We start from the raw sequence: 25,100 nt of genomic DNA, 5'->3' as shown, positions 1-25,100 counted from the left end.
CCGATGCGCACGCGGCGCGAACTGCACTTCAACGTCAACCTGCTGCATTCCGGCGTCTATCCCTCGGCCTGGCGGCTGCCGGGCAGCAAGCCGGACGCGTTCGTCGACATCGACCATTACGTGCGGGTCGCCCGCGTGGCGGAGCGGGGTAAGTTCGACGCAATCTTTCTGGCCGACACGCCGGCGATCAACGACCGGATCGACCACCGGCCATTCATGGCGCTCGAACCGACCATCGTGCTGGCGAGCGTGGCCGCCGCGACCACCCATGTCGGGCTGATCGCGACCGCCTCGACCAGCTACAACGAGCCCTACAACCTCGCCCGGCGCTTCGCGACGCTGGACCTCGTCAGCCGCGGCCGGGTCGGGTGGAACGTCGTGACCACGGCGGACGCCGCCGCGGGCCGCAATTTCGGCTACGCCGGTGTCTCCGAGCACGGTGCCCGCTACACCCGCGCCCGCGAATTCACCGACGTGGTCCACGCCCTCTGGGACAGCTGGGAGGACGACGCGCTGGTGGGCGACAAGGCGAGCGGCCGCTTCGCGGACAGCGCCAAGGTCCACGCCATCGACCATCGCGGCAACCATTACAGCGTCGCCGGCCCGCTCACCGTGCCGCGCTCGCCTCAAGGGAGGCCCGTGACCGTCCAGGCCGGAGGCTCGGAGGACGGCCGCGAACTCGCCGCCGCCACCGCCGACGCGGTGTTCTCCCTGGCTCAGACCATCCCGGACGGCGCGGCCTATGCGAGAGACCTGGGCGCCCGGGCGGCGCGGTACGGCCGGGATCCGGCTTCGATCGTCGTCCTTCCCGGCCTCGCCACGGTGATCGGCTCAACGGAGGCCGAGGCGCGGCGGCGCCAGGACGAGCTCTGGGACCTCGTGCCGCTCGAGTACAGCCTCACCCGTCTGGCCGGCACGCTGCGGATCGCGCCCGAGCAACTCCACCTCGACAAGCCGCTGCCCGACCCGCTGCCGCTGCCTCCCGACGCCAACCACACAATGTTCGCCGGCACCGTCGCGCTGGCCCGGCGGGACAACCTGACGGTGCGCGAGCTGCTCCGCGCGCTGGGCGGCGGTGTCGGGCACCGCATCTTCGTCGGCAGCCCCGAGCAGATTGCCGACGACATCGAAGCCTGGTTCCGGGCCGGCGCCGCCGACGGCTTCAACCTGATGCCGGACGTGCTGCCCGACGGGTTGGAAACCTTCGTGGACCACGTCGTGCCGATCCTGCAGCGGCGCGGCCTGTTCCGGCGGGACTATGCCGGCCCGACGCTGCGCAACCATCTCGGCCTGGAGCGCGCGGCCTGGAAACCTGTCGGCAGCCATCGTTGACCCGTTCCGAACCGTCGCGATTGGTATTGAGCCGGATTGTCACGGCTCAGCTTTCCTATCGGCCTGTTCGGAGCGTAAGGAGCGCGCTCGCCCGACGCATCGGGCTGGAGCGGGCGATCGGGTCTCCTGAGGCCCCGATGGACAGGCAGAACCTCAGGAAACCGGACCCGTCATGGCGCGCACCGTATCCTCAAAGCTCCCGATCCTCGCGCTCGCGCTGCTCGCCACCGCCTTCGGCTCGGGGGCGCGCGCGGATGCGACCCTCGACCGGATCAAGGGTCGGCAGAAGCTCACGGTCGGCATCATCCTGTCGGGCGCGCCCTTCGGCTACATCGACCCGCAGAGCCGCACCGAGAAAGGCTTCAACATCGATCTGGCCCGGGCGCTCGCCGAGAAGCTCGGCGTCAAGTTAGAACTCGTCACCGTCACGCCGCCCAACCGCGTGCAGTTCCTGCAGCAGGGCAAGGTCGATATCCTGATCGCCAACATGCAGTTCACGGAAGATCGCGCGAAGATCATGGATCACGTGCAGACCCCGTACGACCGGGCCGGCGGTGCCGCGCTCGGCCGCAAGGACAGCGGGATCAAGGATTGGACAGACCTCAAGGGCAAGCCGGTCTGCATTTCGCAGGGCTCGAACTACGCGCAGCCGCTGGCGGACATCTACGGCGCCGAGGTGAAGGGCATCCCGAGTCAACCGGAATCGATGCTGGCACTCCAGGGCGGCAATTGCGTCGTCGCGGTCCACGTCGCGCCGACGATCAAGCTGCTGCTCGCCGACCGCCCGAACGAGTGGAAGGACTACGCCATCGTCATCCCGACCGAGCTGGAGCCCGCCGACTCCGTGATCTGGCTGCGCAAGGGCGAGCGCGACACGGGAGCGGCGCTCGATGCGGCCGTCCGCGATCTGCACGCGTCGGGGGCGATGCTGGAGATGGCCAAGGCCAACCGGCTCGTCGATCCCACTTTCCTGGAAGAGGCGCGGCGCAAATTCGCGTCGCCCGCCAAACCGTGATCGCGTCGCTGCCGACATGATGGACGAGGCTGTCCGGAGCTTCATCGCCCTCGCCGGTGCGGTGGGCCTGCATTACGACTTCCTCACCAGCACCTCCGAGGTCCGGCAATGGATCGGTGGGATGGGGACGACGCTGATGCTCGTCCTCCTGGCGATCCCGCTGAGCCTCGCCGCGGGCTTGGCCTTCGCGGCGGCCCTGACCTCCGGCCGGCTTTGGCTCGCCGTGCCGGTGCGGGCCTATGTCGAGCTGACACGCAACACCCCGACCCTCGTCCAGCTCATGTTCGCGTTCTTCGCGCTCAACATGCTGCTGTCGAAGGCGCTCGGCGGCGCGGCGAACAACCCGTTCACGCCGTTCTTCTGGGTGGTGGCGGTGACCGGGCTCCACATCGCCGCCTTCCACGCGGAGGCTTTGCGCGGCGGGATCGAGGCCGTGCCCTCGGCCATGGTGGAGACCGCCCACGCCATCGGCTTCTCCGCCTTCGAGGTCTTGCGCTACGTAACGCTTCCACTCGCCCTGCGCACGGCCATGCCGGCCATCGTCAACAACCTGGTCAACCTCGTGAAGCTGACGACCATCGGGTCGGCGATCGCCGTCGGCGAGGTGACCTACGCGTCGATCATGATCTGGACGCAGCGCGACAACGTCCTCGAGCTGATGATCGTGATCCTCCTGTTCTTCGGGCTGATCAACACGGTGCTGTCGCAGATCGGCCGCTACGTGGAGCGCCGGCTGGCCGTTCCGGGATACGGCGTTTGAGCACCGCGGCGCTTCCCGTGCGCGGCCGCGCCGCCCTCGGGCCGGCCTGGGCCTGGCTGGCGCTCGCGGCAGCGGGCTGCCTGCTCTGGTTCGGGCTCGACGCGCGGCTCACCCGCGAACTCCTGGACTGGCTGCCCTACCTCGCGTCGGGCTTCGTCATGAACATCCTGATCAGCGTGCTCGCCATGGGTACGGGGACGTTCGCCGGGATCACGCTGGGGGCGATGGAGCTGTCGGCCTCGCGGCTCATGCGCGCGCCGGCTGTGGCTTACGTGCAAGTGTTCCGCAACGCCCCGCATCTCGTGCTGATCTTCGCCACGACGTACATCTTCCCGTTCGAGATCGTGGTGGCCGGCAACTACCTACCCTTTCCCGATTGGCTGAAGGCGGTGTTCGGGCTTGCGATCCCGGCGAGCGCCTACGTGGCGGAGATCGTCCGCGGGGCGATCCAGTCGGTCCCGACCACGCAGTGGGACGCCGCCAAAGGCGTCGGCATGTCCCGCGGCCAGACACTGCGCTGGATCATCCTGCCCCAGTGCCTGCGCCGCGCGCTGCCGCCCTGGATGAATCTCTACGCCTCGATCACCATGAGCACGGCCCTGGCCTCCCTGGTCGGGGTCCACGAACTCCTCCACGCCGCGACCGACGCCAGCACCGCCGTCCGCCGCGACGACTTCACCATCGCGGTCTATCTCATGGTGCTCCTCGCCTTCTTCCTCTTCTGCTACCCGATCTCGCGTCTGACGCGGCGCCTCGAACGCCGCTTCGCGCCGCGCTGAAAGCTGAACGCCGCCCCATGGCACAGGAGCTCACCCCTCGGCCGATCCTCGTCGAACTCCGGGACGTCCACCTGTCCTTCGGGGCGGCCGAGGTGCTCAAGGGCATCGATCTGACGGTCGCGAAAGGGGATGCGGTCTCGATCATCGGCCCGTCCGGATCGGGTAAGTCCACGATCCTGCGCTGCATCAACGGCCTCGCCCAGCCGAAGGCGGGGCGGATCACGGTCGCCGGCACGCGGGTCGACACCCTGCGCACCGAGGCCGAGCGGATCGCCCTGCGCAAGCGCATCGGCATCGTGTTCCAGCAGTACAACCTGTTCCCGCACCTCACCGTGCTGGAGAACATCACCATCGCGCCGACCCGCATCCTCAAGGTGCCGCGGGCCGAGGCGGAGGCCCTGGCGCGCGACCTGCTGGCCCGGGTCCGCCTTGCCGACAAGGTCTCGGCCTATCCGGGCGAACTGTCTGGCGGCCAGCAGCAGCGCGTCGCCATCGCCCGGGCGCTGGCGATGCGGCCCGAACTGGTCCTGTTCGACGAGGTCACCTCGGCCCTGGATCCCGAGATGGTCGGCGAGGTGCTCGCCGTCATCCGCGAGCTCGTCCGCGACGGGCTGACCAGCATTCTCGTCACCCACGAGATGCGCTTCGCCGAGGAGATCAGCGACACCATCGCGTTCACCGAGAACGGCCGGATCGTCGCCCAGGCACCGCCCGCGGAACTGTTCTACCGGTCGGGCAACCCGCGCATCCGCCAGTTCATCGGCGGCTTCCAGGGCTACCGGGACGCCGTGCAGGACCGGGAGGGGATCTGATGGCGAACCCACGCACTGCCGCCCTCGCCGAAGCGATCGTCGCTTCCCGCCCGGACACGGATCCCGCTGCGATGACGGCGGCGCGCGTCGCCCTCGTGGACTTCCTGGCCTGCGCGCTGGCGGGAAGCACCGACCCATCGATCGCGATCCTGCGAACGACATTCGGCGATACGCCCGGCCCTGCCGTCGTCATCGGCTCCGACAGGTCGGCAGACCCGTTCCTCGCCGCACTCCTCAACGGCCATGCGGGCCACGTGCTCGATTACGACGACGTGCATGCGAGCGTGCGCGGCCACCCGACCACGGTGATCGTGCCGGCCTTGCTGGCCGCTCTCGACCCGGAAGCGCTGCCCTCCGCAGATGCGTTCCTGGCCGCCTACTTGGTCGGCTTGGAGACGATGGCGCATCTCGGGCGCGCGATCGGCCCCGCCCATTACGAGCGCGGCTTCCACGCCACGGCCACCCTCGGCCCCCTGGGGGCCACGGCGGCAATCGCGCATCTGCGCGGCTTCACCGCCGAGACGACCGCGATCGCTCTCGGCTTCGGGGCGACGCAGGCGGCGGGCTTACGGCTGCAATTCGGGTCCGACGCGAAGCCGCTCCATGCCGGGCTCGCCGCCCGCAACGGCCTGACGGCGGCGCTCTTGGCCGGAAACGGCCTGTCCGGCGCCGACGATTGCCTCGACGGCGCGATCGGATTCCTGCAGGCCTATGGCTTCGGCGAGGAAACGCCCGAGCGCGTCCGCGAAGGCTGGGGTGCGCCCTGGCAGATCATCCGCCCCGGCCTGACGCTGAAGGCGTTCCCGTGCTGCACGGCGGCCCATCCCGTTGCGGTCGCCGGTCTCGCCTTTCACCGCGAGGGCATCCGCGACGCGGCGCGAGCGACGATCACCTTCCCGCCAGGAGGTGACGCGGCCCTGGTGGTCCGGACGCCGCGCACCGGCATCGAGGCCCGGTTCAGCCCGGAATACATCCTGGCCGCGGCCCTGGTGGATGGTGCGGTAAGCATCGACCATTTCGACGCGCGGCCGGTCCGCGCCGATCTCGCCGCCCTCGCGGCGCGGGTCGAGCGCCGGCACGATCAGGCCGCCCGCCGCCTCTCTTCCGATCCGAGCACGCGCTTCGTCGTGGTGGAGATCACGGACGCGCAGGGCCGCACCAGCCACCGGCGCATCGACGGCCTTCCGGGGCTCGCCGACGCCGACGACAAGTTCCGGGACGCGACTGCCGATTTGGAAGCATTGCGTCCGGTGCCCGACCGCGTGCGCACCATGCACGACGCAACGGATCTCGCCCGTCTCCTCGACCGCCTCGCGCAGCCGCTGCGACCATAACCGCCCCGTCCGCCTCGACCCATGCCCGTGAGCCCGACCATGACGATGCCCCCGCGACAGATGCATCTCGGCCTGTTCTTGCAGGGAGCCGGCCATCACGTCTCGGGCTGGCGCCACCCGCGCGCCGAGGCCGGCAGCGAGAATTTCGACCTTCTGCGCCGGGTGACGCAGCTGGCGGAAGAGGCCAAGTTCGACATGGTGTTCCTGGCGGACGGGCTCACGAGCGCGGTCGACGCCCACCCCTCGATGATCGCGCGCTTCGAGCCGCTGACGCTGCTGAGCGCGCTGGCCATGGTGACGCGCCGCATCGGTCTCGCGGCGACCTCCTCGACCACCTATGGCGAGCCCTACCACACCGCCCGCGCCTTCGCGTCGCTCGACCATTTGAGCGGCGGACGGGCGGCCTGGAACGTCGTCACCACCTCCTACGCGCGCACCGCCAGCAACTTTTCGAAAGAGCATCCGGCGCATGACGAGCGCTACGCAGTCGCCGAGGAATTCGTCGATGTGGTCTGCGGCCTCTGGGACAGCTGGGATGACGACGCCTTCGTGAAAGACAAGGCGCGCGGCATCTACGCCGATCCCGCGAAGGTGCGCGTGCTCGACCATGCCGGCCGCTATTTCCGCGCGAAGGGCCCGCTCAACATTCCGCGCTCGCCCCAGGGGCATCCGATCCTGATCCAGGCGGGCTCGTCCGGACCGGGCCAGGATCTGGCGGCGCGCCGGGCCGACGTGGTGTTCACCGCCCAGCAGACCATCGAGGAAGCGCAGAAATTCTACGCCAGCCTCCGGCAGCGCGTTTCCGGCTTCGGCCGCGATCCCGCGACCGTCGCGGTCATGCCGGGCATCCTGCCGGTCATCGGCCGGACGCTGGAGGAGGCGAGCGCCAAGCTGATCGAGCTGGACCAGTGGACCGACATCGCCAGCGCCATGCCGCTGCTGGAGGAACGTCTCGGCCATACGCTGTCGGGTTACGACCCCGACGGCCCGCTCCCGGACCTGCCGATCTCGGATCAGTTGCGCAGCCGGGCCGAACTCCTCACCGAGCTGGCCCGCCGTGAGAGCCTCACCATCCGCCAGCTCGCCCTGCGCGTGGCGGCCGGACGCGGCCACCACATGATCGTCGGCACCGCGACCGACATCGCCGACCGGATGCAGGCCTGGTTCGAAGGCGGCGCCGCGGATGGCTTCAACGTGATGCCGCCGTTCTTCCCCGAAGGACTCAGCGACTTCGTGCGGGAGGTCGTGCCGCTGCTGCAGGAGCGCGGCCTGTTCCGGACAGACTACGAAGGCGCGACCCTGCGGGACCATCTCGGCCTGTCGAAGCCGGAGCCGGAGCGGAAGGCATCCGGCGGATAAGGGCTGACGGGAGCCCGATCGTCTCAGGCTGCTGGCACGAGGGCACGGCGGATTGATCTGATCTCTAAATCGTCGGATCAATTGGCAACGCGACATCCACGAATCCGCGATGCCCGCCGCGGCGAACTCCCCCCGGGCCAAGCTTCTCCAGCTTGCCAAGCGCGTCGCCGGCGATCTTCGGCGGGGACAGATGACGGCCGAATTGCAGACCGTCGGCCTCGCCTTGTCCGAGAAGCCGGACGCCGTCGTTGTCGTCCTCGACATCCTGATTGCCGAGGTCGGCAAGAAGCGGCCCGACGAAGCCCTGTGCCAGGTGCTTCTCTTCATGGTCGGGCAGGCTCTCGAAGAAGCCCGTATGGCGCTTGAAAGCGGTGGCGGCGATCACGCGGTCGGTCTCGTGGCGGAGATCCGGCGGACGCTCATCCGGGCCGCCGAGGCTGGCCGTTTGCCGCCCGAGGTGATGTTGCTGCTCGCCCAGCAATTCGCGGCTGCCAAGCTCGATCTCGGTGATGAATTGCGCGCGCTCACCGTCGACCTGTCCGAGCAGGCAGCCGCGCAGGCGCTGAGTCCCGAAGACATCGCCGCGCACCTTGCATCCTTGGCAGAGGCTCTCGACCATGACCCTTTCCTGGTCCATGGGCAGTTGTCCGAGCAGATCGCCGCCTTTCCGGAGGACCAGCGTCTCGTGATCGTCAGCGCGTTGGGGACATCGGATGTCCCGTCGATGCGCGAGGCCGCGCTCGGCTGGTTGCTCCACCCCAATCCCGCCATCGCCAGGCAGGTGGCGCAAGGCCTTTCGGCTGCCGCCAAACAGGCGGCCGTTTCGGCCATGAGCGTCGAGCGCATCGTGCTGATGCGGCCGTGGCTCGAAGAAGGCGTGCAAGCGATCCTGGATGCCGCCTCCGTGCCTGTCGGCAACGCGGCTGTAACCAGCGAAGAAACCGGCGGTGCAAATCGCTTCGGTCATCGCCTCGGGATGCGACGGAGCCGGCGCGCAGAGCGTCTTCGTGACGCTCAAGCGCGGGCGCAAACTGGCTTTGGCCTCGCTCCTCGTCAAGCAAGGCTTTGGTGTGCGGGATGCCTGGATCCGCGAGGATCTCAGCAGGCGCGCGATCGACCAACTGTTGGGCGAGATCGAATATTACATCGATGGCTTCGATGCCTCGCCCGAGATCGTGCAGGCCATCGTCGCACACCGGCTCGCGGACAATCTGGACCGACAGGCCCCACCGCCCTTCGGCCTGGTGCAGTTCCTCGAGGCGGTGAGTCCCGTTCAGATTCGGCCTGATCGGGTGAGCACGGAAACGCTCATCGCAGCACTGCTCGCCGATGTCCCAGCCGAACGGCAGTCGGAGAAGGCCGTCGCGGCCGCGCTTGCCGCTTCGAAGCTATGACCGAAGGAATACGCGTTCCTTCAATCGTGGTTCGAGCCGGGCGACGCCACGCTTGGAACCAAAAAGCAGCGCGAGGAGGCTGTCCTGAGGGACATCATTCCCGCGCAGCGGGTGCGCTGGGCCGAGCTTCTCGCCTGGACCGCCAAGGCAGCCGAAGACGAAGTCAAAGGCGAGGAATGCATCGCCTTCGCCCTGGTCGCCCGCGAGCTCCTCGGTGATCGCCCCCTCACGGAAATTCCGCTCGCGGTCTGGATCGCCAAGAACACGGTCGCGGCAACAGCAAACCGTTAGCCACGGGTCTTTGGCAGGAACCGATGCCGACACCAGTACTTGGCCCCTCGTGACGCTAGGATCAGTGGGAGGAATGATATGTCGAGCGACCACGAGAAACACCAGGACCTCCTCCGCGCCCTGAAAGCTTCACAGGGTCAGCGCGACGGCTCCTTCGACGAGGCGGTCACCCGCGCTTTCGAGCACGTCTTCGAACACCTCGGACGCCTGAATTCGCATGTCTCCCTCGGCGGTCCCGAGGGCGAGGACCGTCATCTGAAGGCCGGCGAGTCACCAACACTGCGATGAGTGCTGGGCGCCGACCGTAGACTTCCCTGCAGACCCCGCCTGAGCCGGTCAGTCCCCGGCGCGGAGAGGCGCGTCCGTGCGATGCTCGGGATGGCCAAGACCCGCCATCCTGCACCTGCGCCGTGACCGGGAGGATCGCGGCGTCCCAGCCCACCGGTTGATAACGGCTGTAGCGATGTCCGCGGCGATGCTCGAAGGGCAGGTCCACCGCAATCTCCTCGGCGAGGGCTTTGATCCCGTTTACCCGTCAGGCGGCCTGCTTCTGCGCGAAGCCGTCGACAGGCCCGGCCAACGTGACGATGCCATCCTTCGCGGTCACCCCGAGCTTCGTCGCCGCGATGCTCGGGTCCCAGGCGAGTTCCGCGAGCACGTCCCGGACCAGTCTCTCGTCGCTGAACATGGTGGCTCGCCTGCTTCGCGAACTCTTCAGCGAACGGTTGCCGGATCTGCTCGGAGGCAAGCGGGTGGCTCGACCCAATAGATGGGCCATGCAAATATGGGGTTTGTCCACTTAAATACGGGCTCAGGCCACCGCATTGCAATCTATCCCCTCGGACTGCCTTCAGATTGAAATTCTTCTCTCCTGCGGTCGGAAAATTTAACCCAGTTCCCACAATCCTCGCCCGCACTGCCGCTCTTTCGACAGTAGCCATGACGCGCCATGACCGATGCCGGCGGCGCGTGCCCGGTCAGCCAATGATGGCCTGGATGTTCGGCTTGCCGGTATCCGTGGGCTGAAGCTTGGGAGCCACCGCGTGGATGCTTTCGATGACGTGGGTCGGCACCGCCCGGATACGCGGGGTGTCGCAGATATCCTCGTGGACCAGGAGGAGGATGTCGGCACAACGCGGATCGGTCGGGATCGACAATCTGGTCAATCTGGCTTCTTCGTCCGCCCGAAAGCGCGCGCGGCATGCCAATCCTCCGCCGGTCCCCGCCGGCCAGCACGGCGGCCTTAAGGCTGCTGGTTTGCAGGACCACGGTCGCGCGCGAACGCCATCTCGGTTAGCCAAGCCGACTGGATCATCTCCCGGTATCGTCGAGTTGCTTGGTGAGGCGATGTCCGGGGCAGCCATCCGCTCGACGGAGCCTGGATCTTGGTGCTCAAGCCGCCGCGGGACCGGCCGATGGCTTGGTCCGCCCCAGATTTTATGGGCGCCGACGCTGTGCTGACGGTCGAGCCGATCATCGGGCCTCGTTGCCGGCGTCTGCACACAGATACCGGAACACCCGCCTGAAGACGCCCGCAAGCGCTCAGCAGCTGAAGCGGCGCGACGCCTTGGTTCCCGCGCCGAAGCCCTCGGGCAGGTCGCGCCAAGCGGTGCCGGCACCGCAGGGGTACACCAGCGGCTCGACGCACAGGCGGTTGTCCTTGGCCGTCAACCCGACCATGCCGCGGCGGCCCGGCAACAGGTCCCGGATCCGATCCGATTGATCGTCTCGAAAGGCATCGCCGCGCATCGGTCAACGCAAAATCGTTGACCCCTTGAATCAAAATCCCCCGCCTGCGGGAACCTCCGCATGACGACACACCCTCATTTCTGGACGGACTACTTTTGCTCTCTACGTCGTCGCAACCCTCGTGCGTTCGGCTACTCGACGGTGACCGACTTCGCCAGGTTCCGGGGCTGGTCGACGTCTTTCCCCATGAACACCGCCGTGTGGTAGGCCACCAGCTGGATCGGCACCGCGTACACGATCGGCGCCACCGTGGCGTCGAGGTCCGGCATGGTCACGGTGGCCATGGTGTCGAGCCCGTGCTCGGCCGCGCCCTTGGCGTCGCCGATCAGCACGATGCGCCCGCCCCGGGCGGCCACCTCCTGCATGTTCGAGACCGTCTTTTCGAACACCGCGTCGTGGGGGGCGATGACGATCACCGGCACGCTCTCGTCGATCAGCGCGATCGGCCCGTGCTTCAGCTCACCGGCGGCGTAGCCCTCGGCGTGGATGTAGCTGATCTCCTTGAGCTTCAGCGCGCCCTCCAGCGCCATCGGGTAGCTGGTGCCGCGGCCGAGATAGAGCACGTCGCGCGCCTTCGCGACGTCCCGGGCCAGGAGCTCGATCTCCGGCTCGCGGGTCAGCGCCTCGGCCATCAGGCCCGGCGCCTTGATCAGCGCGTCGACCAGCCGGCGCTCGCCGGCCGCGTCGAGGGTGCCGCGGGCGCGGCCGGCCGCAATGGCGAGGCACAGCAGCACAGTGAGCTGGCACGAGAACGCCTTGGTCGAGGCGACGCCGATCTCCGGGCCGGCGAGCGTCGGCATCACCACGGAGGATTCCCGCGCGATGGTCGAGGTCGGCACGTTGACGACGCAGAGCGTGTGCTGGCCCTGAGACTTGGCGTAGCGGAGCGAAGCCAGGGTGTCGGCGGTCTCGCCCGATTGCGAGATCACCAGGGTCAGCCCGTCCTTCTCCAGGGGCGCCTCGCGGTAGCGGGCCTCGGAGGCGACATCGATCTCCACCGGCAGGCGCGCCACCTGCTCGAACCAGTAGCGTGCCACCAGCCCGGCATAGAACGCCGTGCCGCAGGCGGTGATGTAGACGCGGCTGAGCTTGGCGAAGTCGAAGGGCAGCGCCTCGGGCAGCATGACGCGGCCGTTGGCCATGTCGACGTAGTGGGCGAGCGTGCGGCCCACCACCTCGGGCTGCTCGTGGATCTCCTTCGCCATGAAGTGGCGGTACTCGCCCTTGTCGATCCGGTAGGCCTGCGTGGCGATCTTCTGGCGTGGGCGCTCGACGCGGGCGCCGGACTGATCGCGGATCTCGGCGCCGTCCCGGGTCAGGATCGCCCAGTCGCCCTCGTCGAGATAGGTGATCGCGTCGGTGAACGGGGCGAGCGCCAGGGCGTCCGAGCCGAGATAGGTCTCGCCCTGTCCGAAGCCGACCGCGAGCGGCGCGCCATGGCGGGCGCCGATCAGCAGGTTCTCCTCGCCTGAGAAGATGAAGCCCAGCGCGAAGGCGCCGCGCAGCCGCGGTAGGGCGGCGGCCACGGCATCGACCGGGCTCATCTGCCGGTCCATGTTGCGGCTGACCAGCTGGGCCACGACCTCGGTGTCGGTCTCGGTCTCGAAGACGATTCCGTCCGCCTCCAACTCGTGCTTCAGCTCGCGGAAATTCTCGATGATGCCGTTATGGACGACGGCGAGCCGCTTGGTGGCGTGCGGGTGGGCGTTGGTCTCGTTCGGCCGGCCATGGGTCGCCCAGCGGGTGTGGCCGATGCCGATCGTGCCCGTGAGCGGCTCTTGCGCGAGCCGCGCCTCCAGGTTGACGAGCTTGCCCGAGGCGCGGCGCCGCTCCAGTCGCCCGTGCTCCAGGGTGGCGATGCCGGCGGAATCGTAGCCGCGGTATTCGAGCCGCCGCAGGGCCTCGATCACCTGCCCCGCCACCGCGTCGCGCCCGACGATGCCGACGATGCCGCACATGGACGTGTCTCTCGCTATAACGCCCGGCCGTTGAGCGCGGGCATGCCGCGCAAGGTCCAGGCCGCCCCGCGCAACGCGGGGCCGAGTGTCGCTTGTACCGGAACGTGGCCGCACAGGGCCACCCCCAATGAGATTGGGCGGCCTCGGCTGCGTTCCCTGAGCTCAGGCTTCCTTGAAGGTGATGCAAAGCCGCCCTCCCAGCGCGACGGCCGCCTCCTCCATCTGATCGAGCTTCGTGCCATGATCCGGATCGAGGATGGGAAGACTGGTCGAACAGTCCGTGCCGCCGCCGCTTTCGCTCCGGCGGTCCCGGTGGATATTGATGAGTGTGCAAAATGTTCTGCTAAGTCCAGATTTTGCCGCAATTTGAATCAGACTTCAGGCCTATATGAGGAAGAGCCGACCGGAAGGACCAGATGTTCGAGAGTCTTTTCTGGGGCGCCGCGATCGTCGCGCTGATCGGATCGGCCGCACTGGTGGCGATCGGAGCCGCCGTGCAGCCCCGGATCGTCCAGAAGGATGATCTCGCCGCCGGCATCCTCGACCCGCGCCGGACCTTCGGACGTAAGCGGCGCTGGCGCCGCCCGTCCCGCGTGGCACGCCGCCTCGGCTCTCTCCCGCAGCGGTAGAGAACGAACTTGACCACGTCTGACACTAAACTTGTCTACACCAAAGGCGTAGGTCTACCGTTGCGGAGGCGAATGCTAGCGTTCGGTGACTGCCAAACAGCAGTCCAACTGTAGCGTGAGAGGGCTCAGGACTGATGAGCGTGCGTCAAATCTGCGATCAGGTGCGGGTCACCGAACAGGCGTTCACGGCGGCGCTCGGCGCCATGAGGGCGACGGGCCTGCGCGAAGAACTGACCCGCGAGCTTCAGGACATGGAAGCCGCGGAGATCGAGGCCGGACAGGACGAGGCGTCGGCCCGCTCGGCCTCGTGGAAGCGAGTCAAGATGCTCCATGGCCTCGGTTATCCGGTGGATTTCGGCTGGCTCCACCTCGCGAGCAGCGCGGCCCGCTAGACCTGGTCCCGATCGCGGTGCGATCGGAAACGGGTCTACGCCCTTGATTTGACGCGCGCGCTTAAGCCGAATCGGTATCCACTTCGGCGGCGCGCGCGCTCGGGTCGGTCCCGAGCTTCTCGCAAGCGCGCGAGACCCGGGACCGATCGGACTCAGGGGGCCAGATCGTGGACCGGCGCCGGGACCGGGGTGTTGCTGCTGTTCAGCACGGTACTGCTGGCCGGCACCGCCTTGAGCGCCGCCTTGTCGATCTGCGGGGGCGCCGGCAGCTGCAGCTGCTCGCTGGTATAGGCCCATTCCTGGGCGACCCGGTCGGGATCGTCGTTGAGCTTGGTGCCGTAGCTCGGGACCATCTGCCGGATCTTCGCCTGCCACTCGGGCGTGGCGACGTTCTTGGCGAACACCTTCTCCAGCACCTGCAGCATGATCGGCGCCGCCGTCGAGGCGCCCGGGGAAGCTCCCAGCAGGGCGGCGATGCTGCCATCCTTGGCGTTGACGATCTCGGTGCCGAGCTTCAGCACGCCGCCCTTGTCCTTGTCGCGCTTGATGATCTGCACGCGCTGACCCGCCTGCCAGAGGCGCCACTCCTCCTTCTTGGCCTTCGGGAAATACTGACGCAGGGCCGCGATCCGGTCATCGTCCGACAGCATCAGCTGGCCGGCCAGGTACTCGACCAGGGGGAACTCGTCGACACCGACCCGGACCATCGGCCAGATGTTGCTGGTCGTGGTCGAGCTGAGGAGATCGAGATACGAGCCCTCCTTCAGGAACTTGGTCGAAAAGGTCGCGAACGGGCCGAACAGGATGACGCGCTTGCCGCCGAGCACCCGCGTATCCAGGTGCGGCACCGACATCGGCGGGGAGCCCACCGATGCCTTCCCGTAGGCCTTGGCGAGGTGCAACGTCGCCACGTCCGGGTTCTCGTTGATCAGGAACGAGCCGCCGACCGGGAAGCCGGCGTAATCCTCGCCCTCCGGGATGCCGGATTTCTGCAGCAAGTGCAGGGCGCCGCCGCCGGCGCCAATGAACACGAACTTGGCGTCGACGCTGCGCCGGGACCCGTCCTTGAGGTTGCGGGAGGTGACCCGCCAGGAGCCATCCGCGTTCTTGGTAATGCCCTCGACCTCGGTGGAGAGGTTCAGCTTGAAGCTCGGCTGGCCCTGCAGATACGACACGTACTGGCGGGTGACCTCGCCCCATTCGACGTCGGTGCCGAGCGGCGTCCAGGTGGCGGCGATCTTCTGGTTCGGGTCGCGCCCCTCCATCATGAGGGGCACCCACGTGTTGAGCTGCTCCGGATCGGTCGAATATTTCATACCGGCAAACAGCGGGCTGGCCTTCAGGGCCTCCCAGCGCTTCTTCAGGTAGGTGATGTTGTCGTCGCCCCAGACGAAGCTCATATGCGGGGTATAGTTGATGAACGAACGGGGGTTCTTCAGCACCCCGGTCTTGACCAGGGAGGCCAGGAACTGGCGCGTCACCTGGAAGGCCTCGTTGATCTCCACCGCCTTGGCGATCTCGATCTGCCCGTTCTTCTTCTCGGGGGTGTAGTTCAACTCGGCCAGCGCTGAGTGGCCGGTGCCGGCATTGTTCCAGCCGTTAGAGCTCTCAAGCGCGACCTGATCCAGGCGCTCGACCATCTGGATCGACCAGGTCGGCTCCAGCTGGTTCAGCCAGACGCCGAGGGTGGCGCTCATGATGCCGCCGCCGATCAGCAGCACGTCGACCTTGCCGTCGGCGCTGTCCGCGAAGGCCAGGGAACTCGGCAGCGCGGCGGCCGCGAGCCCGGTCGCCGCCGTTCCGAGCAGTTGCCGGCGGCTGAGGGCGATCGTGTCCTGCGACGCGCGCTCGGAAAGGGGCTTGTTGGTGTCGTCGGCACGCATCGCCAAATCTCTCGGTTGCGTATCGGGCATGCTCGGCTGGCACGACCCGGCACAGAAGGCATCGGTTCGAGACGATCGGGAATCCCGCGCGTCCAGCCTTCCGGAACGTTCCCCCGCAGATGATGCGGCACGCGAAGCGTGATCGATCTTGTACGATCGTTTTTATATTTCTCGGCCGGAAGGGCTTCCTCAGCGGCGGGAAAAGCAGCTTTCAAAAGCCCAATCTAGAATCGAATCCGTCTCTGTTAACCAAAATCTGAGTTCGACACGGTAACGCCGAATAGAGCCAGAGCCGACTCCGAAGATCGCCCAGAGATCGGCGACCGCCGAAGGTGGAAACACGCTGACCGATTTGATTCAGCGGGTCGGTGACCGCGTCTTAGAGGATGAGGTCTGAAAGAACAATCTGTGGTGTTGGACATTCGGCCGGGCTGCACGCCGCCCGGCTTGCGGCGCGGGGCCTGACGGCGCCGATCGCTAGAGCGCTCGCCGCCGAAGTGGATACCGGTTCGGCGTAAGCGAGCGCGTTACATCAAAGACGTAGAGCCGTTCCCCGTCGCAACGCGACCGGGAACAGCTCTAGCGGGCGCGCCGGAAGCGGATGATGCTGCGCGAGAGCCGGCCGGCATCCCAGTTGGGCATGATGCGCCACGGCGTCGTCACGTTCGCCTCGTCGCCGTTCACCGTGATCGACCGCCGCTGCTCGGTGCCGACCCATTCCGGCGCCCAGGCGGTCTGGACCTGAGTGATCCACTGGTCGCCCTCGATCCGGTACCGACCGATATAGGCGACCAGCGTCTGCATCAGCGCGGCGCGATCGGCATCGGTCTCGGCGGGCTTGCGATCGGTGCCTTCGAGGTTGAACGCGACCCAGCCGTCCCTGGTGAAGATCACCCGGCCCCGCGGCGCGCTGCCCATGGCGTCGATGAGCGCCCCGGTCGCCTTGTCCTCCACCTGGTAGGAGACGAGTTCCCAGGTCCCGGTGATCTTCTCGGCGAGATCGTTCTCGTCGGCATGAGCCTGGGGCTGGGCCTCGGCAGCGCGACCGGGGGACGCGGCCATGAGCAGGGCAGCCGCGAGCGTCGCGGAGAAGTTCGTCATCCCGTGATCCTCCTTCCAGCGTGCGTCGACACCTGACCCGATCGGGGGGCCGAGTCTCTCCAAGGCAGTTCATCCCTTCCGGCAACGGACGGCCGCCCCCGGGAAGACGGCGTGCAGCGCCCCTGTAGCAGATCTCGGTCGCGCGAACCTGGGAGCGGGGGATGCGCCGTGTCGGTCGAGCGACCGGAGCGCGGCTTCGTACGTCTCGGCCAACGTGACGACGTCAGCTGTCAGTGCCTCCTCGTCGTCGCGGCCCCACGGAACCTTGCGCGGTGTCGATGCCTCGACAGGCTCAGGATAAGGGATGCTGATCGATCGCCCGGCAGGCGCGACGCTCGGAGGCGTGCATCGTCAGCATGATGTGTTCGACACAGGCGCGTCGGCGCGCGGGGCTCGAGACGCCTTCCTCGAGACGCCTCCTGCAAGATCAGCTTGTCGAGCGCCAGATCTGCGAGCGCCCGCCCGAGACGCTGGTGCTCCGTCTCAGGATCCTTCATCCGCCTGACTCAATCGGACTTCAAGCTGCCGTACTCTGTCCGCCGGCGATCGTACGCCATCTCGGTCACGACGATCGACCTGATCGATGCGGCCATCGGTTCCGTTCTCCGTCGGCTCAAAAGCCATCCCTCAGGGCGGATCACGCCCACGGGCCCAGATCACGTTTCACCCGACTTTGAGGTGGCAAGCAGACGTGAAATGATGGACTTTGAGAGGTGTTTTCATCCGACTTTTTTGCCGGGCCCCGATGACCGAGAGAGACGCCGCCGCGATCCGCTGGCTGGAAGGGCAGGAGGGCGCGATGCTGGCCCTGCTCGCGGAGCTGGTGAACATCGATTCCGGCTCCTACGACAAGGCCGGGGTGGATGCGGTGGGCGCGCGCGTCGCTTTCTTCCTGGCCGAGCACGGCGTCTCGGTGACCACCATCCCGGTGGAGGATTACGGCGATGCGCTGAAGGCGCAGGTTGCCGGGTCCGGGGGCGCCAACCGCCCGATCGTGCTGATGGGCCATCGCGACACCGTCTTTCCGAAGGGCGAGGTCGCCCATCGGCCGTTCCGGATCGCTGAGGGCCGCGCCTACGGGCCGGGCGTCGCCGACATGAAGGCCGGGCTGGTGATGAATGCCTTTGTGCTGGCAGCCTTCCAGCGGGCCGGCGGCGCGCCGGTGCCGCTGGTCGGCCTGTTCACCAGCGACGAGGAGATCGGCTCGCCGGCCTGCCGGCCGATCATCGAGGAGACCGCCCGCGGCGCCCGCGCCGTGCTGAACGCGGAGCCCGGACGCCCGACCGGCAACGTCGTCACCGGCCGCAAGGGCGGCGTGTTCATGCACCTGGAGGTTCTGGGCCGCGCCGCCCATTCCGGCGGCAACTACGCCGATGGACGCAGCGCCATCGGGGAACTCGCCCACAAGATCATCGCGCTCCACGCGCTCACCGATCTCGACCGCGGCATCACGGTGAATGTCGGGCTGATCTCGGGCGGCCAGTCGGTGAACACCGTGGCGCCGAGGGCGATCTGCGAGATCGACCTGCGCTACGTCACCCCGCCCGACCGCGACGCCGCCATGAGCCGGATCGCGGCGATCGTGGCGGCCGCGACGGTGCCCGACACCCGTGGGCAGCTGACCATCACGGGCGAGTTCCTGCCGCTGGTGCAGGACGCGGCCTCGCGCGCGCTGTTCGAGACCTACGCCCGGGTCAGCGCTGGGCACGGCAACCGGATCGAGGGCGAGTTCGCCGGCGGCTGCGCCGATTCGGGCTTCACCGCGAGCGTCGGCTGCCCGACCCTGTGCGCGGTCGGCCCGGTCGGCGGCCACGCGCACTCGCCCGAGGAGTATCTGGAGGTGGCGAGCCTCGTCCCGCGGGCGCGGGCCATCGCCGAGACCATCGCGGCGGCTTGAATATGTATTCGACCGCGTGATCTCGGTCGCAGGACGTTGACGAACAACAAGAATCCAAATCTCCTCCTCATCCTGAGGTGCCGGGCGATCGCAGATCGCCTGGCCTCGAAGGAGCCCTCCAGCCAGCCACGTGCCTCCTGGAGGGCTCCTTCGAGGCCCGCTGACGCGGGCTCCTCAGGATGAGGTCGAGGATGGGAGTGCCGTTGTCAGTCTCGCTTCGAGCCGTGCCCCTCGTTGCCGGGCTTGGGGCAGCGGCGCGTCATCGCTCTTCCGGCCCGCGCTCAGCCGTCGACCAAGGCCAGCGCCGCGTCGGTGTAGCGGCGGCCGCTGATCGCCTCGGGCGGCATCGCCGTGTCGATGGCGGCGAGATCGTCGGCACTTAGCACGATCGCCGCCGCGGCGGCGTTCTCCTCGAGGTGCCGGATCTTGCGGGCGCCGGGGATCGGCACGATGCCGTCGCCCCGGTGGAGCACCCAGGCCAGGGCGAGCTGCGCCGGCGTGACGCCCTTGTCGGCCGCCATGGTCGCGAGGGCGTCGATCAGCCTCTGGTTGGCCGCGAGGTTCTCCGCCTCGAAGCGCGGCAGGGTCCGGCGGAAATCGTCCTCCGCGAGGCTGCCGCGGTCGCGGATCGCCCCGGTGAGCAGGCCGCGGCCGAGGGGGCTGTAGGGCACGAAGCCGATGCCGAGCTCGACGCAGGTCGGCAGCACCGCCGCCTCGGGCTCGCGGCTCCACAGGGAATACTCGCTCTGCACCGCGGCGATCGGATGGACCGCGTGGGCACGCCGGATCGTGGCGGCGCCGGCCTCCGACAGGCCCAGCGTCCGGACCTTCCCGGCGCGCACGAGATCGGCCATCGCGCCGACCGTGTCCTCGATCGGCACCGCGGGATCGACCCGGTGCTGGTAGAACAGGTCGATGACCTCGACGCCGAGACGCTGAAGCGAGGCATCGCAGACCGCGCGGACATGCTCGGGCCGGCTGTCGACGCCGATGATCCGGTCCCGGCCCTGGCCGGTGTCCGCGATCTTGAAGCCGAACTTGGTGGCGATGACGACCTGATCTCGGACCGGAGCCAGGGCCTTGCCGACCAGCTTTTCGTTCTCGAACGGCCCGTACATCTCGGCGGTGTCGAAGAAGGTGATGCCGAGATCGACCGCCCGGCGCAGGGTGGCGATGGCCTCCGCCTCCGGCTGGCCGCCATAGGCGAAGCTCATGCCCATGCAGCCGAGGCCGAGGGCGGAGACGGAGAGTTCGGAACCGAGTCGACGCTGTTGCATGAGACTTTCCCTGTGAGTCCCCTGGCCGAAGCCGCCCGGACTCTGCGCAGACGCCTGCGATAGGATAATCCGTGTTTTGCAGCGCAGCCTGTCCTATCCGGCGCAACAGTGAAACGCACCGATCTCCCCGCCCTGTCGATTTTTTCGGCCGTTGCAGCGCGCCGCAGCTTTCGCGGCGCAGCCCGTGATCTCGGCCTGTCCGTCTCCGCGGTGAGCCACGCGATCTACGGCCTCGAAGCGAGCCTGGGGATCCGGATCCTGGCCCGGACCACCCGCAGCGTCGCCCCGACCGAGGCTGGACGGCGCCTGCTCGACGGGCTCGAACCGGCGCTGGCGGCGATCGCCGAGGCGGTCGAGAACGCCACCGCCTCGCAGCAGCGACTCTCGGGGACGCTGCGCTTCTCGGTGCCGCACTCGGCCGCCGAGATGCTGCTGCTGCCGCTCGCCGTGACGTTCATGCGGGCGCATCCCGATGTCGCGATCGAGATCCGGGCGCAGGACGATTTGCGCGACATCGTGGCGGACGGTTTCGATGCCGGCATCCGGTTCGAGGAGAGCCTGGAGCAGGACATGATCGCGGTCCCGCTCGGGCCGGCGCAATGCGCGGCCATCGTGGCCGCCCCCTCCTATTTCACGCAGCACCCCCGGCCAGTCACGCCGCGGGATCTCTACGACCACGCCTGCATCAACCGCCGTTTTCCCGGCGGCACCCTCTACCGCTGGGACCTCGAGAAGGACGGCGTGGCCGTGGCCGTCGCGGTCTCCGGCAGCCTGATCCTCGACGATATGCGCCTGATTGCGCAGGCGGCGCGGATGGGCGCCGGCCTCGCTTACGTGTTCGAGGCCCAGGTCACGGACGATCTCGCAACCGGCCGGCTGGTCCGCGTGCTGGAGGATTGGTGCCCGCGCTTCCCCGGCTTCTTCCTCTACTACCCGAGCCGCCGGCTGATGCGGCCGGTGCTCCGGGCGTTCCTCGATTTCGTGCGGGCCGAGGGCGTGGGTGAGCGATCACCGGGGGCGGTTGCGTAGGATCGAACCCCCATTCTGATCCGAAGACCGAATTTCACCCCATCGCGCCTGCCGTGGGGATCTTCCAACGCACTCATTGGCCTGCGGGACACGAACGGGCGATGATCATCCCCAGAAAACATAAAACGCAATACGTCTATAATATAACATTATCTGATTCATAACAAATGCGTTACGAAATTATCATATTCTATAGAAGTACCTTTCATTCTATAAGATCATTCAAAAGATAGATTTACTTCGAGCACGTTGCTTGACAATTTCGAAGGCGCGCTCGAATTTATCATCTCCTATGCTTTGCGAATTTTGCTGAGATCAGATTGGACACGACCGAGCGCGGCTCAATCGTCGCGATTAGGGAAAAAAGATTTGGCCTGAATCAAGCGGACCTTATGTGCCGACAACGGGAAGATTTTTTAGTTGATCGACATCACGAGCACACACGTTCCAGCCCATATTCACATTGGGCATGAAGATCAGCTCTATTTAGTTGGCGGATCGAATGATGTTTTCTTGCAATACCGTGATGTCCCATCCATTCAATGGCTGCTCTGGCAATGGCGAGACGCCATACACAAACGTGAACGCCGCCTTAGATCAGCTAACATCGTCTATAAACATATCACTATACCGGAAAAAGTTTCAATTTATGACAATGACTTACTAGATTTGCAGGTGAATTGGCGATTATCGCCAGCCTTTAGGCTTTATCACGAGGATCCGTACTATCGCCGGTTTCCTCTACGGATTGCTAGGCTCCCGCAATATCTGCGCCGCCAGGCGCGGTGGCGCAAGACCATGATTGACTTGGTCACCCCGATGCGTCGCCGGAGAGACGATCAGCAATTGTTTCACCGCACCGATACGCACTGGAACTTCGAGGGCCGGCTGATTGGCTACAAGGAAATTTGCCGGGCGTTCGGGGCGCGCCCGGTCCGGGATTTCCACGAGCGCCGGACAGAGTGGTTCGCGGACTTTTCAGGTGACCTTGGCTCTGTATGCAGACCGCGGATCACCGAGGGCGCCACGATGCACTTGGTGCAGCGTGACGCGGTCCGGGTCTACGCCAGTCCGATCGTAGAGCACAGGGAACGGATCGGGCAGATCGGCACGCTGCACACCGGCTCGCACGTCATTTACCGCAACGAGACCTCGTCGGATTCCCGACGAATGGTGTTGTTCGGCGATAGCTATTCTCATGTCGCCCCAACTCAGTTGGCGATCATGCTGGCCGAAACATTCCGCGAGCTGCATTTCATCTGGAGTACGCAGATCGACTTCGCCTACATTGAGCGGGTGCGACCGGACTTGGTCCTCTCCGAGATGGTGGAGCGGTTCGTGTTCCGGGTTCCTGACGATAACTGGAGCTTGGAGCGCGACGCAGCCGAACGGTTCGCCGAAGAACTTGCCTCGGCCTAGAATGCCGAACCTGCCGGGCGGGCAATCCGACTACCGCCCTCCCAATCGGGACAACGTCCGTCCAGAACGCTCGCGTTTCGGAACGCGCGCCGCGCCGCCTGATCCGGCCGAGCGGCGCGGGCAAGCGCCATCAGACCCGCGCGCGATAGCGCTCCGCGGGCTCAGCCTGGTTGAGGTTCGGGATCATCGCGGCCCGCGCCCGGTCGTAGGCATCCCACTGCGAAGCGTCGGGCAGGGGCGGGATGGTGACGGTCTCGCGCCGGTCGAAACCGGCGAGCGCGGCGTCGACCAGGGCGCCGGTCTCCATGACCGCCGGCAGGGCGTTCACGTCGATGCCGGCGCGCTGCCAGATCTCGGTCCGGGTCGCGGCCGGCAGGACCGCCTGCACGTAGACGCCCTTCGGCCCGAGTTCGGTGTGGAGCGCCTGGCTGAGATACTGCACGAACGCCTTGGTGGCGCCGTAGACCGCCATGCCGAATTCCGGGACGAAGCCGACCACCGAGCCGATATTGACGATGGTGCCGCTGCTGGCCGCGACGAAGCGGGGTGCCACCGCGGCGGCGAGGCGGGTCAGGGCGGTGACGTTGAGGGCGACCAAGCCGCTGATCTGATCGGGCCCCTGGTCGACGAAGCTGCCGGTGAGCGCCGCGCCGGCATTGTTCACCAGCACGCCGATCCGGGCATCCTCCCGCAGGCGCGCTTCGACGGCGGCGAGGTCGGCCGGCCGGGTCAGGTCGGCCTGGACGATGTCGACCGCGACGCCGGCCTCCCGGCGCAGGCGCTCGGCCAGCGCCTCCAGGCGGGTGCCGTCGCGGGCGACCAGGACGAGATCGTGGCCGCGATGGGCGAAGCGGTCGGCATAGACCGCACCGATGCCCGAGGAGGCGCCGGTGACGAGGATGGCAGGCTTGCTGGACATGGGCGAGATTCCTGTCTCTAAACATGATCATCATCATGTATATTGAACATGATGATGATCATGATTCCGGTCAAGCGAGCCTCGTCCCGCAGGCGTGAGATTGCGCACATGAAGGTCAGCCGCGAGCAGATCGCCGAGAACCGCCGCCGGATCCTTGAAGCGGCCGGGCGGCTGTTCCGCGCCCGCGGCTTCGCGGCGGTGACCGTGGCCGAGGTGATGCGGGAGGCGGGCCTCACCCATGACGGCTTCTACGGCCACTTCCGGTCCAAGGGCGGTCTGATCGCCGCGACCCTGGCCGCGCTGGTGGTAGCGCCGGAGCCCGTGGTGCTGTCCGACGACGCGGCGGGCTACCTCGGCCCCGTCCATCGCGACAATCCCGCGGGCGGCTGCCCGGTGGCCGCGCTCGTCTCGGAGACGATCCGGCAGCCGCTGGAGGCGCGGGCGGCGATGACCGAGGGCCTGCACCGGCAGATCGCCCGGCTCTGCAACGGCGCCGGCACGGCGGATTCGGAGGCCGCCCGCCAAGCCGCGATCGGAAGCTGGGCCGCCATGGTCGGCGCGATGATCCCGGTCCGGATGAGCGACGATCCGGCGCTGTCGGACGACGTGCTGGCGCAGACCCGCGCCTGAATCGACCGGGCCTTACCCGCGGGGGCGGTCGAATGAACCGCCTGCGTCGGGAGCCGGATGCGGAATCCGGGCAGAGGCCACCCGAGCGGCGTTCTCAGGACCCGCTTGCGCTGGGGGGCCACATCGATCAGTTTTCGGGCGTCCCGTGGGCCCCACATGCGGATCTCGAGCGAGGAACCGCGCCGTCCGTGCATCTCCTGATCGTTGACGACCACCCGCTGTTCCGTGATGCCCTGGCGGCCACGATCCGCCTCGCCCATCCGGACGCCGTCCTGCACGAGGCCGACGGGATCGAGCCCGCCTGCGCGGTGCTCGCGGAAAACCGCGGCATCGACCTCACGCTCCTCGACCTGTCGATGCGGGGTGTCACCGGCTTCGACGGGCTGGTCACGATCCGGGCCCGGTTCCCGCGCATCCCGATCCTGATCGTCTCGGGCCACGAGGACCCGCGCATCGTCCGCGAGGCCCTGCAGCACGGGGCCGCCGGCTTCGTGCCCAAGGCCATGGACAAGACCACACTGACCCGGGCGATCAGCGAGGTGTTGAGCGGCGCCCTGTTCGTGCCGCCCGGCCTCGCCGAGGCGAGCGCGCCGTCGCCCCACGCCAAGAAGGCGCCGCTCGCCGAGCGCCTCGCTCGCCTGACCCCGCAGCAATTGCGGGTGCTGATGATGATCCGCCAGGGCAAGCTCAACAAGCAGATCGCCCATGAGCTTCAGGTCGGCGACTCGACCGTGAAGGCCCATGTCTCGGAGATCCTGCGCAAGCTCGAAGTGATCAGCCGGACGCAGATCGTGATCGACACGGCGGCGCTGGATTTCGACCAGATCCACAACGCGCATCCGGCCTGACCGGCGGGGCCTTCAAGGCGCCCGCCCGCTTCTCACGCTGTGGCCGACCGTCCGTCCACCCCGCCTTGGAGAAAGCCAGCGCCCTCAGGCGCCCAGGCCGCCGACGCAGAGGTACTTGGTGTTCAGGTAATCCTCGATGCCCTGGTAGGAGCCCTCGCGGCCGAGGCCGGATTCCTTCACGCCGCCGAAGGGCGCCACCTCGGTGGTGATGATCCCCTCGTTGATGCCGACCATGCCGTATTCCAGCGCCTCGGCGACCCGGAAGGTGCGGCCGAGGTCGCGGGTGTAGAAGT

The 25,100-nt window shown here is 67.4% G+C and carries 27 protein-coding genes and 1 pseudogene; 17 read left to right on the top strand and 11 right to left on the bottom strand.

What is annotated here, in order from left to right:
* The first annotated feature begins 3 nt into the window (after positions 1–3).
* The 7 genes from MKL11_RS05115 to MKL11_RS05085 all read left to right on the top strand — a co-directional run bounded on the left by MKL11_RS05115 (position 4) and on the right by MKL11_RS05085 (position 7,391).
* Positions 4–1,332, top strand: a complete 1,329-nt coding sequence (locus MKL11_RS05115; RefSeq protein ID WP_243940893.1) for an LLM class flavin-dependent oxidoreductase — start codon at positions 4–6, stop codon at positions 1,330–1,332.
* Between the two features lie 172 nt (positions 1,333–1,504).
* Positions 1,505–2,347 carry a transporter substrate-binding domain-containing protein gene (locus tag MKL11_RS05110; protein WP_243940890.1) on the top strand — a complete coding sequence of 281 codons (843 nt, stop codon included), beginning with the start codon at positions 1,505–1,507 and terminating at the stop codon, positions 2,345–2,347.
* Positions 2,348–2,363: 16 nt separating this feature from the next.
* The gene (locus tag MKL11_RS05105; protein WP_243940888.1) at positions 2,364–3,107 is read left to right on the top strand and encodes an amino acid ABC transporter permease; all 744 of its coding nucleotides are present in this window, start codon (positions 2,364–2,366) and stop codon (positions 3,105–3,107) included.
* A 56-nt stretch (positions 3,108–3,163) separates the two neighbouring features.
* On the top strand, positions 3,164–3,886 hold the full coding sequence (locus tag MKL11_RS05100; protein WP_243941117.1) for an amino acid ABC transporter permease: 723 nt from the start codon (positions 3,164–3,166) through the stop codon (positions 3,884–3,886).
* 17 nt (positions 3,887–3,903) lie between these two features.
* Entirely contained in the window at positions 3,904–4,698 is a 795-nt protein-coding gene (locus MKL11_RS05095) for an amino acid ABC transporter ATP-binding protein (protein WP_243940886.1), read from the top strand.
* Positions 4,698–6,032, top strand: a complete 1,335-nt coding sequence (locus MKL11_RS05090) for an MmgE/PrpD family protein (RefSeq protein ID WP_243940884.1) — start codon at positions 4,698–4,700, stop codon at positions 6,030–6,032. Before MKL11_RS05095 ends, MKL11_RS05090 begins: the two co-directional genes overlap by 1 nt.
* Before the next feature lie 39 nt (positions 6,033–6,071).
* Positions 6,072–7,391, top strand: coding sequence for an LLM class flavin-dependent oxidoreductase (locus MKL11_RS05085; protein ID WP_243940882.1), 1,320 nt, complete (start codon positions 6,072–6,074; stop codon positions 7,389–7,391).
* A gap of 64 nt (positions 7,392–7,455) precedes the next feature.
* On the opposite strand, the gene MKL11_RS05080 is transcribed toward MKL11_RS05085, so the two are convergent.
* The gene (locus tag MKL11_RS05080) at positions 7,456–8,409 is read right to left on the bottom strand and encodes a hypothetical protein (RefSeq protein ID WP_243940880.1); all 954 of its coding nucleotides are present in this window, start codon (positions 8,407–8,409) and stop codon (positions 7,456–7,458) included.
* On the opposite strand from MKL11_RS05080, the gene MKL11_RS05075 reads away from it, so the two are divergent.
* From MKL11_RS05075 to MKL11_RS05065, 3 genes are all read left to right on the top strand, one after another.
* On the top strand, positions 8,399–8,785 hold the full coding sequence (locus MKL11_RS05075; RefSeq protein ID WP_243940878.1) for a hypothetical protein: 387 nt from the start codon (positions 8,399–8,401) through the stop codon (positions 8,783–8,785). The genes MKL11_RS05080 and MKL11_RS05075 overlap by 11 nt on opposite strands.
* Before the next feature lie 111 nt (positions 8,786–8,896).
* Positions 8,897–9,076 carry a hypothetical protein gene (locus MKL11_RS05070; RefSeq protein WP_243940876.1) on the top strand — a complete coding sequence of 60 codons (180 nt, stop codon included), beginning with the start codon at positions 8,897–8,899 and terminating at the stop codon, positions 9,074–9,076.
* Positions 9,077–9,154: 78 nt separating this feature from the next.
* Complete coding sequence (locus tag MKL11_RS05065) at positions 9,155–9,364, top strand: hypothetical protein (RefSeq protein ID WP_243940874.1); 210 nt, start codon at positions 9,155–9,157, stop codon at positions 9,362–9,364.
* 247 nt (positions 9,365–9,611) lie between these two features.
* On the opposite strand, the gene MKL11_RS05060 is transcribed toward MKL11_RS05065, so the two are convergent.
* The 4 genes from MKL11_RS05060 to glmS all read right to left on the bottom strand — a co-directional run bounded on the left by MKL11_RS05060 (position 9,612) and on the right by glmS (position 12,783).
* Entirely contained in the window at positions 9,612–9,764 is a 153-nt protein-coding gene (locus tag MKL11_RS05060; protein ID WP_243940872.1) for a BON domain-containing protein, read from the bottom strand.
* A gap of 289 nt (positions 9,765–10,053) precedes the next feature.
* Entirely contained in the window at positions 10,054–10,242 is a 189-nt protein-coding gene (locus tag MKL11_RS05055) for a hypothetical protein (RefSeq protein WP_243940870.1), read from the bottom strand.
* Positions 10,243–10,618: 376 nt separating this feature from the next.
* Positions 10,619–10,825, bottom strand: coding sequence for a transposase (locus tag MKL11_RS05050; RefSeq protein ID WP_279600279.1), 207 nt, complete (start codon positions 10,823–10,825; stop codon positions 10,619–10,621).
* A gap of 131 nt (positions 10,826–10,956) precedes the next feature.
* A complete protein-coding gene (gene glmS / locus MKL11_RS05045) occupies positions 10,957–12,783 on the bottom strand; it encodes a glutamine--fructose-6-phosphate transaminase (isomerizing) (RefSeq protein WP_243940868.1) in 1,827 nt (608 codons plus the stop codon).
* 416 nt (positions 12,784–13,199) lie between these two features.
* On the opposite strand from glmS, the gene MKL11_RS05040 reads away from it, so the two are divergent.
* The gene (locus MKL11_RS05040) at positions 13,200–13,412 is read left to right on the top strand and encodes a hypothetical protein (RefSeq protein ID WP_243940866.1); all 213 of its coding nucleotides are present in this window, start codon (positions 13,200–13,202) and stop codon (positions 13,410–13,412) included.
* Positions 13,413–13,546: 134 nt separating this feature from the next.
* Positions 13,547–13,804: a hypothetical protein gene (locus MKL11_RS05035; protein WP_243940864.1), complete on the top strand. Its 258-nt coding sequence runs from the start codon at positions 13,547–13,549 to the stop codon at positions 13,802–13,804.
* Positions 13,805–13,956: 152 nt separating this feature from the next.
* On the opposite strand, the gene mqo is transcribed toward MKL11_RS05035, so the two are convergent.
* From mqo to MKL11_RS05020, 3 genes and pseudogenes are all read right to left on the bottom strand, one after another.
* Positions 13,957–15,687 (bottom strand): malate dehydrogenase (quinone), encoded by a 1,731-nt coding sequence (gene mqo, locus MKL11_RS05030; RefSeq protein WP_243940861.1) that lies wholly within the window; start codon positions 15,685–15,687, stop codon positions 13,957–13,959.
* Positions 15,688–16,266: 579 nt separating this feature from the next.
* Positions 16,267–16,788 carry a lipocalin-like domain-containing protein gene (locus tag MKL11_RS05025; RefSeq protein ID WP_243940859.1) on the bottom strand — a complete coding sequence of 174 codons (522 nt, stop codon included), beginning with the start codon at positions 16,786–16,788 and terminating at the stop codon, positions 16,267–16,269.
* Positions 16,789–16,986: 198 nt separating this feature from the next.
* A pseudogene (locus tag MKL11_RS05020) lies at positions 16,987–17,387 on the bottom strand (IS3 family transposase); the annotation flags it as partial.
* A gap of 146 nt (positions 17,388–17,533) precedes the next feature.
* On the opposite strand from MKL11_RS05020, the gene MKL11_RS05015 reads away from it, so the two are divergent.
* Complete coding sequence (locus MKL11_RS05015) at positions 17,534–18,685, top strand: M20 family metallopeptidase (RefSeq protein ID WP_243940858.1); 1,152 nt, start codon at positions 17,534–17,536, stop codon at positions 18,683–18,685.
* 281 nt (positions 18,686–18,966) lie between these two features.
* Here MKL11_RS05015 and MKL11_RS05010 read toward each other — a convergent pair whose 3' ends face one another.
* The gene (locus MKL11_RS05010) at positions 18,967–19,962 is read right to left on the bottom strand and encodes an aldo/keto reductase (protein WP_243940856.1); all 996 of its coding nucleotides are present in this window, start codon (positions 19,960–19,962) and stop codon (positions 18,967–18,969) included.
* 108 nt (positions 19,963–20,070) lie between these two features.
* Between MKL11_RS05010 and MKL11_RS05005 the strand changes: the two genes are divergently transcribed.
* Both MKL11_RS05005 and MKL11_RS05000 read left to right on the top strand, forming a co-directional pair.
* On the top strand, positions 20,071–20,991 hold the full coding sequence (locus MKL11_RS05005; protein ID WP_243940854.1) for a LysR family transcriptional regulator: 921 nt from the start codon (positions 20,071–20,073) through the stop codon (positions 20,989–20,991).
* 420 nt (positions 20,992–21,411) lie between these two features.
* Positions 21,412–22,410, top strand: a complete 999-nt coding sequence (locus tag MKL11_RS05000; protein WP_243940852.1) for an alginate O-acetyltransferase AlgX-related protein — start codon at positions 21,412–21,414, stop codon at positions 22,408–22,410.
* Positions 22,411–22,540: 130 nt separating this feature from the next.
* Here the strand turns inward: MKL11_RS05000 and MKL11_RS04995 are convergent, their stop codons facing one another.
* Entirely contained in the window at positions 22,541–23,329 is a 789-nt protein-coding gene (locus tag MKL11_RS04995; protein ID WP_243940850.1) for an SDR family NAD(P)-dependent oxidoreductase, read from the bottom strand.
* Positions 23,330–23,437: 108 nt separating this feature from the next.
* Here MKL11_RS04995 and MKL11_RS04990 point away from each other — a divergent pair, with 108 nt between their 5' ends.
* Entirely contained in the window at positions 23,438–23,959 is a 522-nt protein-coding gene (locus MKL11_RS04990; RefSeq protein ID WP_243940847.1) for a TetR/AcrR family transcriptional regulator, read from the top strand.
* 188 nt (positions 23,960–24,147) lie between these two features.
* On the top strand, positions 24,148–24,807 hold the full coding sequence (locus tag MKL11_RS04985; protein WP_243940845.1) for a response regulator: 660 nt from the start codon (positions 24,148–24,150) through the stop codon (positions 24,805–24,807).
* Between the two features lie 84 nt (positions 24,808–24,891).
* Here the strand turns inward: MKL11_RS04985 and MKL11_RS04980 are convergent.
* Positions 24,892–25,100 (bottom strand): aldehyde dehydrogenase family protein (locus MKL11_RS04980; RefSeq protein ID WP_243940843.1); only part of this gene is annotated, 209 nt, incomplete at its 5' end.

This window comes from Methylobacterium sp. J-077, assembly GCF_022829365.1.
Taxonomy (GTDB): Bacteria; Pseudomonadota; Alphaproteobacteria; order Rhizobiales; family Beijerinckiaceae; genus Methylobacterium.
The sequence above is the reverse complement of the archived record's forward strand: the minus strand, read 5'-3'. Positions and strand labels throughout refer to the sequence as shown.